The 15,885-nt window shown below is 41.6% G+C and carries 8 protein-coding genes and 2 tRNA genes; 6 read left to right on the top strand and 4 right to left on the bottom strand.

Annotation, left to right across the window (positions count from 1 at the left end; translation table 11 throughout):
- Positions 1–171: 171 nt before the first annotated feature.
- From tsaD to DWW52_RS09930, 6 genes are all read left to right on the top strand, one after another.
- Complete coding sequence (tsaD, locus tag DWW52_RS09955; RefSeq protein WP_118715367.1) at positions 172–1,197, top strand: tRNA (adenosine(37)-N6)-threonylcarbamoyltransferase complex transferase subunit TsaD; 1,026 nt, start codon at positions 172–174, stop codon at positions 1,195–1,197.
- A 122-nt stretch (positions 1,198–1,319) separates the two neighbouring features.
- On the top strand, positions 1,320–2,249 hold the full coding sequence (locus DWW52_RS09950) for an NAD(P)-dependent oxidoreductase (RefSeq protein WP_118715366.1): 930 nt from the start codon (positions 1,320–1,322) through the stop codon (positions 2,247–2,249).
- A complete protein-coding gene (locus DWW52_RS09945; RefSeq protein WP_118715365.1) occupies positions 2,249–2,881 on the top strand; it encodes a SagB/ThcOx family dehydrogenase in 633 nt (210 codons plus the stop codon). Before DWW52_RS09950 ends, DWW52_RS09945 begins: the two co-directional genes overlap by 1 nt.
- Before the next feature lie 323 nt (positions 2,882–3,204).
- On the top strand, positions 3,205–4,392 hold the full coding sequence (locus DWW52_RS09940; RefSeq protein WP_118715364.1) for an MFS transporter: 1,188 nt from the start codon (positions 3,205–3,207) through the stop codon (positions 4,390–4,392).
- 128 nt (positions 4,393–4,520) lie between these two features.
- Positions 4,521–4,602, top strand: a tRNA-Tyr gene (locus DWW52_RS09935).
- A 6-nt stretch (positions 4,603–4,608) separates the two neighbouring features.
- A tRNA-Gly gene (locus DWW52_RS09930) sits at positions 4,609–4,681 on the top strand.
- A 1,267-nt stretch (positions 4,682–5,948) separates the two neighbouring features.
- Here the strand turns inward: DWW52_RS09930 and DWW52_RS09910 are convergent.
- The 4 genes from DWW52_RS09910 to istA all read right to left on the bottom strand — a co-directional run bounded on the left by DWW52_RS09910 (position 5,949) and on the right by istA (position 15,725).
- Positions 5,949–9,695, bottom strand: coding sequence for a DUF6443 domain-containing protein (locus tag DWW52_RS09910; protein ID WP_118715361.1), 3,747 nt, complete (start codon positions 9,693–9,695; stop codon positions 5,949–5,951).
- A 6-nt stretch (positions 9,696–9,701) separates the two neighbouring features.
- A complete protein-coding gene (locus DWW52_RS09905) occupies positions 9,702–12,776 on the bottom strand; it encodes a hypothetical protein (protein WP_148315349.1) in 3,075 nt (1,024 codons plus the stop codon).
- Positions 12,777–13,413: 637 nt separating this feature from the next.
- Complete coding sequence (gene istB / locus DWW52_RS09900) at positions 13,414–14,151, bottom strand: IS21-like element helper ATPase IstB (RefSeq protein ID WP_118715359.1); 738 nt, start codon at positions 14,149–14,151, stop codon at positions 13,414–13,416.
- A 14-nt stretch (positions 14,152–14,165) separates the two neighbouring features.
- Positions 14,166–15,725: an IS21 family transposase gene (gene istA, locus DWW52_RS09895; RefSeq protein ID WP_118715358.1), complete on the bottom strand. Its 1,560-nt coding sequence runs from the start codon at positions 15,723–15,725 to the stop codon at positions 14,166–14,168.
- Between the last annotated feature and the right edge of the window lie 160 nt (positions 15,726–15,885).

Genomic DNA, 15,885 nt, shown 5'->3' with positions numbered 1-15,885 from the left:
TTTTTATGCTGTCATTATTTTAGTTTGCACGCAAATTTATTAATATTGCAGAACATTTCATCTTAATAATTGAAAATTGAAAGTTGAAAATTGAAAATAAAATAAATTGAGGAATCCAGAATTACTAAATCATGGAATTTTTCAATCTAAAATTTAAAATCTAAAATAAAAATGGGCGTTGTAATTCTAGGAATCGAGTCTTCTTGCGACGATACCTCGGCCGCTATTCTAAAAGACGGGGTTGTGCTCTCGAATGTTATCGCCAGTCAAAAGGTGCATGAAGCCTACGGGGGTGTAGTGCCGGAACTGGCTTCGCGGGCTCATCAACAAAATATTATCCCGGTCGTGGTACAAGCATTAAAATTGGCAAGTGTCACCGCTGACGAGGTGAATGCCGTGGCATTTACCAGAGGCCCCGGGTTACTGGGTTCGCTACTCGTGGGGACATCTTTTGCCAAGGGATTTGCCATTGCAAAACAAATTCCCATGATCGAGGTGAATCACTTGCAGGCACATATCCTAGCTAACTTTATCAAAGAGCCCGGCATGGAAGCCAAACACCCGAAATTCCCATTCCTGACATTACTTGTATCCGGGGGGAACTCGCAGATCATCGTGGTACGCGATTATCTGGACATGGAAGTTATCGGACAGACCATTGATGATGCGGCTGGGGAAGCCTACGACAAATGTGCCAAGGTGATGGGACTCTCCTATCCCGGAGGTCCCGTGATTGACCGGTTGGCAAAAGAAGGAAACCCGGAAAGATTCACGTTCAACAAGCCGAACATTCCCGGCCTGGATTACAGTTTCAGTGGGTTGAAAACCTCGTTCCTGTATTTTATCCGGGATGAGATCAAGAACGACCCGGACTTCATCCAGCATAACCTCAACGATCTCTGTGCTTCACTACAAAAAACGATTGTCGATGTCCTCATGGCAAAACTGAAAAAAGCTGCCAAACAAACCGGAATCAAACAAATCGCCATCGGAGGTGGTGTTTCCGCGAACTCCGGTTTGCAGAAAGCCGTGTATGACGAGGGAGCCCGTTTGGGATGGGATGTATTTATCCCCCGTCTCGGATTCTCGCTAGATAATGCCGGAATGGTTGCCGTCACGGGTTACTATAAATATCTGGCCTCCCAATTCATTGGGCTGGATGCCCCGGCGGATGCACGGATGAACCTGAAGAATTGAAAATGAAAAAGCAAAAGATTCAGTGATTGCCGATTGAATGATTCAGTGATTATTAAAAACATCGCCTCATCGACGGGAATCTCCTAATCGGAAATCACGAAATCACAGAATTAATAGGAAATATGAAAATTTTAGTCACTTACAACATCCCCCGCGAATCATTCGCCAAACTGGGAAAAGAACACACGGTTACCATGCCGGAAGGAGAGTATTTCACCACGGAAGAGTTAATCAAACTAGTTCCGGATTACGATGTTATTCTGGGTATTTTCACTCGCCCGATAGATAACACCGTGATTGAAGCCGGCAAGAAATTGAAATTAATCAGCAATTTCGGTGTCGGATACAACAATATCGACATAAAATTCGCCCGTTCCAAAGGAGTAGCCGTCTGCAATACCCCGAAAGCCGTATGTTTCCCCACGGCCGAAATGGCTATGGGCCTTATGTTGAGTGCGGCCCGCCGGATTACCGAATGTGACCGCCGTATCCGGGGTGAAAAAGAGAGCATGTGGGGCGTCATGAAGAATCTCGGATTCACACTAGAAGGTCGTACACTCGGTATTATAGGCATGGGTAATATTGGTAAAACCGTGGCTAAACTAGCCGAGGCTTTCCGCATGAACGTGATCTATTATAACCATCGTAGCACGGTTGAAGGATACGAGAAAGTTGACCTCGACACCTTGTTGAAGAGATCGGATTTCGTGTCTATACATACCCCGCTGACAGATGCGACCCGTCACATGATCGGGAAGCGGGAAATCGAACTGATGAAACCGACCGCTATCCTCGTAAATACCGCCCGCGGTGCTGTCATCAACGAAAAAGAATTAGCTACTTGCTTGCAAAATAAAACCATCGCCGGGGCTGCCCTAGACGTTTTCGAAGACGAACCTCACGTAACGGAAATGCTCTACGGCCTGGATAACGTGATCCTTGTCCCCCACAACGCTACAGGCACTATCGACACGCGTATCGCCACCGGGCAGGAAGCTGTCGATAACATCCTGAATTTCTTTAATAGTACACCAACTAACGTCGTAAATTAATGAAAACAGTTATTACAATGCTAGTACTTTCCGTATTAGGAAGTGCGATCAACGCCCAGAACATTAAATTACCCGCCCCGCAAAAAAGCGGGGGGAAGGCTCTCATGGATTGCTTGAACGAACGGCAAACAGACCGGAACTTCGACACGAAACAGTTGTCCTTGCAAGACCTTTCCGATCTCGTGTGGGCTGCAAACGGGCTTAATCGCCCGAAAGCCGGGAAACGCACGGTACCTACCGCCACGAACTGGCAGGAAATGGTACTTTACGTGGCCACAACCGACGGAATTTACCGTTACAACGAGAAGAATCACGAATTGGAACTCGTGAAAAAAGGAGATTACCGCAAAGATTGCGGTCCGCAACCTTTCATGACCGTAGCTCCCGTGTGCTTTATCTACACGGCCGACCATAACAAGGAAGGAAGAATCAGCGATCCGGAAAAACAGAAAGAATATTCTTTCCACCACGCTGGGTACATGGCGCAAACCGTTTACCTGGTATGTGCTTCTAAAAACATGGCAACCGTTGTTATCGGTTCCGCTGACAGGGAGAATCTGGCGAAAGTCATCGGACTCCCGGCAAAACATATCGTGACTTACACGCAACCCGTGGGTTACAAGAAAAAATAAAACATATTGCTTTGAAACAAGGGACAACCTAAAAAAGTTAACTTTTTTAGGTTGTCCTTTATTTTTTTCGAAACCTGTACCCAGCCCGGGGTGGAGACTTGTTACACGGGACTCATCATGGATTATTCGATTTCAAGTAGTTTCGACTTCTCTATTATATCTCAACACTTTACAACCATTGGCAACACGTTCCCGATCAAAACGAGAGCTTGATTCGGATTTACCCGTCTGAAATACTCATTCTAAATCATAATTTGTATCTTTGCACTGCTAAAAATACCCTCGCCCACTTCACGGACCTTGGCATATAAAAACACGGCAGTATGGAAGAAACACAAACAACAGAGAGACTATGGTCCTCCAACTTTATATTTGCGTTCCTGGGGAACTTCTCTATATTCTTTGCATTCTATCTCTTGTTACCAGTGCTTCCCTTCTATTTGATCGAGAAGTTCAATGCGGATAGCGCACTCATCGGGACCATTCTGGCCTCGTACACGCTTACCGCCCTGTTAACACGTCCCTTTTCCGGTTTCATGGTCGACTATTTCGCCCGTAAACCTTTACTGGTAACATGCTACATCTTGTTTGTCGGCTTTTTCGCCGGGTATATAGTAGCCGGGACCCTCGTGTTTTTCGCCATCCTACGAGCTACCCACGGGTTCTCGTTCGGAATGGTCACCGTTTCAAACTCTACTATGGCTATCGATGTCATGCCCGCCTCGAAAAGAAACATCGGGATCGGCTATTACGGACTCTCGACCAATATTGCCATGGCCTTAAGTCCCACCCTGGCTCTTTTCTTGCACGATCATTACGGGGATTACAATTATATCTTTCTATGTTCCCTCCTGACCGGGACGTTCGGGTTGATCTGCGTCACCTTGATTAAAGCCCCGCAGAAAATCACCTCCGCCGGAGAACCCATTTCTCTCGACCGCTTTTTCCTGGTAAAAGGCATTCCGGCCGGAATCAACATAGCTCTTTTCTCGTTTATCTACGGTATCATGTCCACGTATGTCGCCATTTACGGGGAACAGGAAGTGCATATCACATCAGGAACCGGATTCTTTTTCATGCTCATGGCTTTCGGCTTGATCACATCCCGCCTGTTATCCGCCCGGCAAATGAACCGGGGCAAATTAGTACAAACCATCACTCTCGGCAGCCTGTTCATGATCGTGGGTTTCTCGTTTTTCATCTTCTGGAAAACACAATACATCTTTTACCTGTCGGCCTTCCTCATCGGCATGTCATACGGCTTCATCTGTCCGGCTTTCCAGGCCATGTTTATCAACCTGGCCCGCCACAACCAACGGGGAACAGCGAACTCCACTTACCTGACTTGTTGGGACATCGGTTTAGGCGCCGGAGTATTCATCGGAGGATACATTGCCAAAGCCTCCAACTACACGACCGCCTACCTCGTCGGTCTACTTCTGGTCGTATTGGGTTTACTCCTTTTCCGAACACTTACCGCAGCTTATTACCTGCGAAATAAACTTCGTTAAACAACCCTCTGTCCCCCTTTACCTTATTAAAGAATTTCTATTTTGACATACAAAAAATCATGAAAAACTATTGCGCTAAACCCAAAAAGCACTATATTTGCAGTCGAAATAACTGTTCTTTGAACAATGGGGAGATACCAAAGTGGCCAACTGGGGCTGACTGTAACTCAGCTGACATCGTCTTCGTAGGTTCGAATCCTGCTCTCCCCACATATTGCGGAAATAGCTCAGTCGATAGAGCACTAGCCTTCCAAGCTGGGGGTCGCGGGTTTGAGTCCCGTTTTCCGCTCTCTGAATAAAGCACTTACAAAAGTAGGTGCTTTATTGTTTTAGGTGGTTTTCATTGGGTTTTGAGCATTTATTTAAACCAAGGTTTAAACCGAGGATAGTGTTTCAAAAAGGATAGTGTTTCAAAAATGCAAAGCTAAAGTAAAAATTTTTAGCCAATTACTGTTGGGAAATTTCCCAACAGTAATTTTATTTATACTCTAGTTGCATTTTCTAATTGAATCTACAGAAGAGAAAAACTTCTTCTTACCACTTTACGGCATTTTTATTATTTTACCGGAAAACAAAAACAGCCTACAAATGTAGGCTGTTCCGTTATCACAATAATACAATTGGGATGTACATTGGTTTGAATTTCTTGAAATTATCTTTTAAGACATCGTACTTTGTAGAGAATACCCAACCTGTCTTTTCAAAATAGATTGAAATATTATCGTCAAAAATGATAGGACTTTGAAATACTACTCTATTGTCTTTGAAAAAATAAATCTTACTTCCTGATGTTGTTGTTTCTGCATAATCTTCAACATTCCATTCAAATACAAAATTCTTTTTGATTTGTTGAATAACTGCATTATCTGTACAATAAAGTAACGTTCTTTGTTTTATACCATCAGGTAGACAATTGTACATCTGTCCTATTCGTGTAAATTATGATTTTGTTATTTCCGTAACTAAAATCAATATTTTCAACAGGATTACACAAATTGTCCGACCAATTACAATCACTCACTGATTCTACATTTTCCTCACCAATAAAAATAGGATTAAAATAAAAATAGGCATACCCGATAAAAATCAGCACCAAAATTACAGATATAAAAATTATTTTCTTCATAATATTTATTTACGATTTCCTTTTATTGTTACAATTTTTCCTTTATTTTTTTCCAATAGTTTCGAGTCTGTTACCACACCAACAGGATAAAACACTCGTACATTTGGACCATGTATTGTTGATTTTGTATCTAAAATATCAGAAAATTATCTGATAATACTTTTCCGATCATAATCCCCCATAATACAAAAGTTAAAATCAAAAACAATTTAATTCCAATCATATTTTTGAATAAAAGTATTGATATATAAATCCCAATAATTCCGAGCAAAGCATTTATCACTAATACCCAATTCGGATACATAAACAAGAACAATATGCCTGTAAAATTATAAACATAGAGCAAATAAAGGGATTTGAAAACAAATAATACATTTATCCCAATCGCTACCAAGCCGAGTATTTTATTTATTTTATGACTTTTCATAATCTACCAATTAGATGTTGCGTTTTTATATTCGTCTTCATTATTATATAACTGAAAAGAGACATCATTATTTCTATTTCTAGAAATAGTCATATAGTGAGTTGTATTTACCGTTCTTGTTTTATCAGGTACTTTTATACCCAAAAAACCTTTCTTATAACTTTCTACAATTACTGTAGTTTTCGTGTAACTAAATCCATAACTTGTTTTATCTGAATTACTGCCAAGTGTCGTAAAATTCGATATTTTTTCATTTCCCGCAAATTGGTGAAAATTTGCTTTTATGTTGCCATATTGTTCTCTCAATGGCAATAATGAATACGCACTTCGTAAATAATTGGCAAAGCTTACAGCACGAGGTTCTACAATATCTTTATAGTATCCCGCATTAGTAGAATTGAACACGTTATTACTATGGTCAAATGCATGAAAAGATTCGTGTCCCATTGCTATCATCGAGTTTAAAGCTCCACCATCATAAGGAATTTCAGGATACCAAGGATTTCCAACATAATTTACATCTCTATTTTGGGGATTATAAGAACTACTTGAACTCCAAAATGTAGAGTTTAATGTATATGTTTCTCTCTGGCCTATCAAATGGCTCATCACCTGACGACCTAAACTTGTAGCTACTATTTTAGCTATATTTTCCATTCCACCTACATAATTATTGGCCAAACGTATAATTCTGCCATCAGGATCAATACATTTAATAGGATTATTACCAACATAAGTGTATGGAGACAAGGCATAGTAACTCTCTGTATGCGGATCAGTCCCGAACCACTTCCCCAAACCACGATCATACATTCTCGCGCCGTAATCCAGATACTCCAAACCTCCCGTCACCTGTTCCTCCTTCCCGTTATACTTGTACCGACTATTTACTTGTTGCGGGTAATCATCTCTTGAATGCCGCGCGCCGAACGAGTAATAATCATTCCGCTCTTTCACCACTCCATTTCCATCAACTATCACCCTAACACTTCCCAAATGATCCGTCAAGAAATAATTCACTTCATTTCCAACACCATTTGAAACATTTGCTCGAATCTCCCCCTCACCAAAACTCGCAGACTCTAATTGTAAACCCATGCTACTTTTCTTGTATGTCAAAGAACCCAGATAATCAAAACCATTTATCTCGTTGTTATCACGTACTTCTAATTTTGTTCCATCAGCAAGGTAACGATATCTCGCTTTCAACTCCCCGCTAGAGGTCTTGACATCTTTCAACAAATTTAAGCAATTATATTCTAACTTCAAAGCCCTCCGACTGTCTGAAACCATGTTCCCGTTTTCATCGTAAGTGTACGTTCCGTTTAAAGTACTGCCCGGCAAATAAATGTCTCCCACGGGAGAAGTACGCGAACTCTCTTTCAAGCTTGCCAACTGGTTTCCGGAATACACGTACGAGAGATTGTCCACAAGGTTACCGTTAGCGGTACGCTGCATTGTCAATATATTACCATTTTCATCATACTGGATACCCTTTTCAACATATTGGTCGTTCAAGATCCCGGCAATATATTGCCTTGTCTCGTTCAAGCGGTATAATGAATCGTAGCTAAAAGTATACGTGTTAGCTCTATCAGCCTGTCCCGTTTTTTGAACCCATTCCCATTCAGTGATATTACCGGAGTAACTTGCTTTTGTTCCCGCTAATAAAGGCGTGTTATACCGTAGTTGCATTTCAAATACTTCACTCGATAACTTCTCTAGCCATCCCCGGATATTGTATTTCATGGTTTGATTTATAGCATTAGCCCCGTTTCCAAATTTTTTCATTATCATTTGTCCCAAATCATCATAGGAGTAGGTCGTGATTGCAGGTAAACCACCGTTTAAACGTGCGGTAGAAGATTTCAAACGTGAAGCGTGATCATAAGTAAATGTAACAAGGAGAGAATCTCCCCGGGAAGAACTTGTCTCGTGATATTCGTGGCGGGCAAGAATATTGCCCTTGAAATCGTACTTGTAGCTTTCACGGCTTACCCGACCATACTTGTTTCTTGTCACGACTTGAACAACACGGGCCTTATCGTCATAATAATACGCCTTCTCCAAGTGATTGGGAGTGGCTGTTCCCAACTTGTCATCCAGAACATACAACTTCACTCGTGTCACAAGCCCCTTGACTTGAATCTCTTTCGCGAGCACGATATTACTCACCGGTTGAAATGCAAGTTCCCCTCCGGAGGACAAACCGTCATAACTATCATACCCTATTTCGTGTAGCTTGGCATAAACTGTGAAGATACTCCCCTGAAGTGGTTTGTCTACATCTAACGTGGGAAATGTGTTATCTAACCATCTATCATATAACGATTGAATACTATCTCTTGATAAATTGCTTGTATTCGAGACGATATTTTGTTTTATCAAACGGTCCAATCCGTCATACACGTAATAAAACCATTTACGTTCTTTTCTAAGATTCCCGTCTTGAGTCATCACGATCCGGTCCATACAATCGTAAACATTCAGTACCCAATCAATCCCCGGTAACTTTTTAGCAATACATCGATTTCTCGAATCATACTTGTACAAGTAACACAAACCACGCACGTTAAAATCCGCTTCATTCCATGAACCATTCGTCCCGAGAGCAAGCGTGGCCTTGGGAGGTAACACCACGCATAAATTCCCGATATTATCGTAGATATAATACGTGTCATAACTTTTCTCGCCATTTACTCCACGGGTCATTACCAGTTGTCCCATCTTGTCGGTAAACTCTAAAGAAATATTCCCGTCTTCATCTAGAGTTTTCGTCACTAACAATTCTCGGGCCGGATAATCCCCATTCCTGTTTATCACGTAAGTAGATCCGGAAAAAGTAAGATGATAAAAAGGACACGTGTAAGAAATACTATTCAAGTAACGCTCGGTAACGATAGCCTTATCGTGACTATACCAACTCTCGCCAGCATTGTAAACTTTCGATTCCCGTTCCATGGAAAAAGGTTCGTACCTTATTTCTAAATAGGGATTCGCATCTCGACCGTGAAGTTCGGATGAAATCATGGAATTTTTCAAGCTATCCAGATGAATTCCTCCCCGTGTAGTAGTTAGCATACCCGGCAGCCATGTTCTATATTTTCGTCCTAAATTATCATACTCGATCAAGCTCACGAGATCTCGCTTACCCGGGGTAATACCCTTGGTAAGTGTCAAGAGTTCACGTCCCAAACCGTCAACGTATTGCATGGTTTCAAGATATTGACTCCCGGACATATATTGATAATCACGGGTAAGCGTGTAATTTTCAAGAACAGGAGCCAACGGGGGAATATAAGTTTTTTGAAGTAATTCCAGTATAATCTGTCGAATAGCTTCCTTTGGTTTAAGCCCAGTACTCTCCTTTAATTCCCCGTTCTTGTAAAATGCCATGAAAGGCAAACTTGTTACTTCATAAAATTCGGCAACCTCCGGTAAAGAATCAATATCAATATAGATAAAACTTACAGGATCTTCTTGAAAATACAATTCCAATTCTTTCAATATCGTCAATTCCAACATTCGACATTGCCCACACCATACCGCCTTGAACACCAGAACCACGACATCGTTTTGTAAATGATAATCATACGTGGGTGTCTCATCATTTAAATTATTATTCTCGCAAAGTATCATTCCTTCATCGGGTTCACCTCGTGTTGGAAAACCAGCTTGATTACCACGTACTTCCAAAAAGAAGAAGAACATTATCAACAAACTAATCAATATTATTCTTATTCCGTTCATAATTCATCATTTTTCGTTATAATACTTGTACTCGTTCTCCTGGAGTAATTTTTTGATGCCACCTTCTATTATGTAGATTTCTTTTAGACGTCCGTGCACGTCATAATCATAATACGTGGATTTTCCCCGGGGATCGATCATTTCAATTATCCCGACTAAAGGTTTGTATTTATATGTTGTAACAAGAGCGTTTTTAAGATATACCGAGGATCTTAAATTACTATTCAACGTTACCCAAACCTGATCCGACAACCATCCTCCCGGTAATGTCTCAGCGAGAGTTCCCAACGCGTTCTCGACTTGTTGATATGTCGCGTTTCTTATCTCGGCCACGGGATACATCCCCTGGTAACTCCAAAGCCTCACCATGGTTGAATGTTTATCTTTAACGATTTCCACGGGATTCCCGTACTCGTCATACCTGGGATACTCTTCTCTCTTTTCCATCACGCCATCCGGTCCAGCGTAATATTTTTCTTTAGGTACTTTCAAGGCAGAATTAATAACACCTTTGAAATAAGTCAAACTACTACTGACAAGCTTGTTATTCCGACGTGTCTCCTGCTGGATCACGGTCGTTTTATGTGTTGTACAATTACCTAGCCCGTGATCTGATGCGTTAATACCCTTGTTTTCTGGAAGCTGGTTGTTATTGTAATAGTATTTTTGAGTGATAAGATCACGATCTTTAGGAAGTACAGTTTTAAATACTAAATTATATGGACGCTCCCTGTCGTAAAGATAATTCGTGATAATCGAGGTACTATCATTTTGAAAATACGATGTTTCTTGCACCTTCTTGAGAGAAACTTGTCCGATAGCCAAAGTTCGCATAACACGTGAAGGGTATAACGAAAAATTCAATTCGGATAAATCCTCGTACGAGCCTCTCCTGTTTATTCCCTCGTAAGTAGACATTTCTCGATATGAATTTACCACGTTCACCTCGTAAAAAGATACGAAATCACGGGTATACGTGTTCACCACCGACCTAACCAATTCAAATTCACCGGTCTCATTCTTTTTGAAAATGCGCCGGCTTGTTAAAGACGGTTCTCGATGACTCATGGTATAATCAATCGTTCCATCTAGGAATTCGGGATCTAATGCTGTTGGTAAATATTCAAACTTGTATTCAATTTTGCCTTCCTCATTCTCTTCCGTGACTCTCTCGTACCAGGCATTAAAAGATGTATAAGGAGTGTAAACAACCGGGAACGTGAAAGTAGACCATACATCTATATCAACTTCATAAGCAAAGGCATGGTAACTTGGTCCATTCCCTACCGAAAACACTAACGTTATATCTTTACCAGCATACAAGTGTGTTCTATATCGAGAACTACACTCTGTTACCCCTACTGGAATCCCGGAATACCTCGGATTCTCGTACTTGAACCTTTTCGTGATCATCTTGCCTGAAGAGGGATCAAAAGTCTCCAAGGATTCAACCCGTAGCCCTCCTCCATATGAACCATCTTGAAAAATATGTGTCCCGTAATTTATCTTGACGTTCCCGCCAGTCGGGTAAACAATCCTTTCCAAAGCCCTTACTTTGGTGAACAGGGTATCAGGAGCTCTTCTACTCTCATTGTTCCCGCTAGCATCCCGAGGTAGGCTTGAGACGTTATTTTTCCCGTTACAATATCCCCACCAATCAATCGCTTTTTGAAACTGGTCTATCGAGAAATTTTTATCTCTGCGATCATACGAGAACTTGTATTTCCCATTTCCCGAGATAGACAAACTATCCAAAAATCCGTCATAATTATAAAAAATAACTTCTTTAATTTTTCCGTTCTTAATGTTGTTAATCTTAGAAAACACATTCAGACTGGAAAGGGTTTGTCTATAATAGGAAGAGATACTTGGAAGTTCGGGATTACCGATCTTTTGTATACTATCATAATTGAATTCAATTTCAACCCCCGAATTACTAATACTTTTTATAAGTTTAAAATAATTGGGTTCAAGCGTGCCTTGCACATCTTCATATCCATTATTCTTGTAACGAATCCACGCTAAATTCATATTATATTCAATATGATTCTCATCATGGATTGCCGCATTGGGATTACCAGTAAGAATCCACAAATCATTTTGCGAGCCCGCATTCGGATCTTGAATCAAAAAATTCTGATGCATTACAGTAGTAATAATTGTTGGTTGAAAATCGAAATAATCAACAGCATCTTTATAACTGAATCTTACAATATTATTCGTGCCAATAACTACTTCCCGTAACATCCAGGCCGTTTTTAGCAAACCAGCACGAGTCGAGGGTTTATTGTATTCGGTATACTTGTTCTGATCCCGACTATCCCGTTGTTCTGTTTCACCAAACTTGTAACAAATTCCGTTATCATCAGTCACTTCAATTCCATACAAAACCGTGTATCGTCTTGTTAATGTCTTAGTTGCGTCAATCTTCCTCGTCTCCTCTTTTTGCCTGGTCAACAATTTTATAGACAACGGGGTTGGGTTTATCGGACGTGCCGAGTAAATACCATTATTATACTCTAGGATAAATGAAACACTTAGATTAGGTAGTTCTATATTGAAGATATCGTATTGCCCGTCCATTTTATTATCCTCCCAGGCATTCGGGGCATTATACGAGTCTTCAGGGGCTATTCTAGTAAGCTGCCTGATGTAGTCCCCGTCAAGAGCCGTGGAATTACAAAAATCTATCACTTTATCTTGAATCACGGGATATTCTAAATCATCCTTTCCCCTGATAGAGCGAGAGATCTTAAACCCGCAATTCAACGACCAACCATAACCGATAATTCCGGGATTATCTTGGATTCTGATCCCAGAAGAATTATAAGATATCCCTATTGGTATCGATAAATAATTCATTGTCAATTCATGAATGGGAATTTGAATATCAACTTGACCTGTTGAATGCCGAAACGAGAATTCATCGTATGAAAACAGACGGGCCATTACAGGAGAAGCTGTACAACTTTCCAAGATCGGGGGATAGGTTCTTTCGTAAAAATCTGAAACTTTATTCTGAGCAAAGTCTTCATATATTGAACACGAAAGTAATGACAATAACATGATGATTTTTTTCATAAATACTGCTATTAGTAATTAAAGTAGATTGATTATACTTGATAACGATTAAACATTTTTTCAGTATAACCACAAAAGCTAATTCGCTGAATATTAACTACAATCGTACCATAATTCAAGGCAAAGTATTTAAACATTTGCCTGTCAGTCACGTATCAGAGACAAAATAAAATCAGCCGTAGATTTTTCCATGAGAAATTAAACCGAACAACTTTCAGAAGTTGATTCCCAAGCCTTGCTAAATAAAATACATTTTTCATCGCACCCCAAGTTAATAGTTAGTAATCTGTTTTCTATCAACTCGCATCTCACGAATATGAGCATACCTTTTTATTCTCTACTACAAAGATATAATAATTTTTAAATTACGACAAATTTCATCCATCACAAATCTTTTTAAAAGCTATTCGCATTCATATATCAATAAATAACATTGTAATATCTTTCATTATGAAACAAGAAAAACTTGATGGATTTCCAATGGAAATTCCAATGTAATTGCCCCCTAGAATCCAACTTAAATTGCCCCCCTGTAAATTTTTCCCAGAAACGGCTAAATTATCTCGTTGTACGCGCGCATAAAATTCTACCGGTATGCCATTATTATTATTAAATTTTATTCACAAATATAGTAATTTTATCTTTTAGCTTGCAATTTTCTAATAGAGTCCCCGTGTAATTCAATTCGAATAGCCTGGTGAACAATCCTATCCAGGACGGCATCTGCAATAGTTTTTTCCCCGATAATATCGTACCAGTCTTTCACGGGGACTTGTGAAGTGATAAGCGTTGATTTTTTCCCGTGCCGGTCTTCCACGATATCCATTAAATTCATTCTTCCCCCGGCATCAAAAGGTTGTATCCCGAAATCATCCAGCACCAGTAAGTCCGCCCGTTCTATTTTTTTTAGTTCTTGTAAAATTGTACCTTTCGCTTTAGCCATTTTCAACTGGCCCATTAACCTGGCCGTGTTAGCGTGAAGTACTTTCATCCCTTTCTGGCAAACTCTATATCCTGGCGCCGTGGCTATGTAGCTTTTTCCCGTTCCCGAGCTGCCCGTGATGAACAAGTCCCTGGATTCCTTGACGAAAGATAATTCCGCGAGCCTTTCTAGCAGGTTGCGCTCGAGCCCTCGTTCCAGGGAATAATCCACTTCTTCCAGGGATGCCTTGTAACGAAAAGAAGCTTGCTTGATCAATCTTTCTATCATCCGGTTACAACGGTCGTCCCACTCGTTGGAAACCAGCCACGCCACGAACTGGTCGGTTGTCATCGATTCCGTTTTGAAACTCTCCATGCTTGTTTTAAAAGCGTTGTACATGCCCAGGAGGCGCATCTGGCGCATCTTGTCCAGCGTTTCTTGATTCATTCCCATTTTTCTCGTGATATTTAGTTATAATACTCTTTTCCCCTTATGTTCTCGCGCGAGGGCATGCCCGATCGCTCGTTATCATCCTCGTTTTCTTCCAGGGGTAATTCATCTTGCCTGTTTTTCAGTATTTCTTCTATGGCCGGGTAATTGTACAAGCCATGGCTGGAAGCCCACCGGCAAGCGTTAACCAGTCTCTTCTCGCCCACTCGTGAAGCGAAATTCAGAATCCAGCGACAGGACTTGCAAGCTTGTTCCGGGTGAACTTTCACCTCGATCACGTGACGAATGTAATCTTCCACGTCCGGGTGCATGGAGGCGGCTTCCGAGAGGTACTTTCCCGGGTTCCAGTCCACCGGGACCCGTTGGCCGGGGGCCAGGTGATCCACGTCATGGGTGTAGCCATACGGCTTGTATCCCCTTTGATGAACCGCGACTTTCTCGTATTTTAGATAGATCTCCACTTTCTCGCTATTATACAGGATGTTGACCTTTTTCCCGATATGGCGGTACGGCACGCTATAATAATGACTTTCCAGTCGCGCGTAACCGTTCCTTTGCACGGTTGCCACGTGACGTCGCTTGAGTTCAAAACGGATCGGGTTTAGCGATCCCATGCAATCTCGCTCTATTTCCTCGTGTTGTTCACGACGGCTATAACTTCGCCCGGTTAACAGGCTATTGTTGTGTAACTCGAGTGCCACGCGGATCGCGGCATCGAGAGATTCCAGGTCATGAAACACGCGGCCTTCAAGACGAGTGTAAATACCCCGGTAAACGAGCTTGACCGCTCCCTCCACGAGTGCCTTGTCCCTTGGCTTACGCACCCTGGCGGGAATAACAACGCACCCGTAATGCCCGGCAAAAGCCGCGAAATCCTCGTTCAATTCTGCCTCGTAACGACTCGGCTTGTTCACGGCTGATTTCAAATTGTCCGGAACGATGACCGCCGGGGTTCCCCCGTAAAAAAGCAAGGCGGACTCGCAAGCGTGAATCAAATCTTCCTCGCGCTGGCTCATCACCGCCTCCACGTGAGTTAGCTGGCTACACGGGAGGATGGACACGAACACTTCCACGGGTATCGTTTGACCAGTGTCGCGATTCACTAGCGCGAGCTTGTCCCCGGTGTAATCAATGAACATCTTGTCTCCCGCCTTGTGTTCCAGGTGGGCAACCGGGTGAGATAATGCCAGGTAAGCTTGAAAATAATTACAAAAACGACTCCGGGCGTAACCGTCAGGATGACTGGAGCGGTATTCCTGGAATAGTTGCTGGCGAGTTACTCCTTTCTTTTTTAAGCGTTTAGCATTGCCAGGGAGGAGCGTTTGCAATTCCTTGTAACGGGCGGGCGGTTCTTCCAACGGCTTGTCTTTCTCCTGGAACAGGCTACAAAGAGAAGAATCATCCATGGAAAGAATTGCTTCAAGTGACAAGCCGCTCTTTTGATAAACCTGTAAATACTTCTTGACCGTGTTGCGGGACATGTTTAACATGCTACTGATACTCCTTGTTCCGCTACCAGGGGCATAACATCGTAATACTTGACGAATTTTGTTCATGCTTATTGCTTTATTGCGCATATATCTGTTTTTTTATTTATTTAACTGATAAGGTAGTATTCTCGCGCGTGTAAAACAAATATTTGATCATTTTCCCTGGGATTAACCGGGTCAATTTCCCGTGGATTTAAGGGATCTATTTATATTGGAAAAGATGGGGCAAATTAGTGCGGATTTTCCA

Source organism: Odoribacter sp. AF15-53 (assembly GCF_003479425.1).
GTDB lineage: Bacteria > Bacteroidota > Bacteroidia > Bacteroidales > Marinifilaceae > Butyricimonas.
Note: the sequence above shows the minus strand (reverse complement) of the source record. Positions and strands in the feature narration are given on the sequence as shown.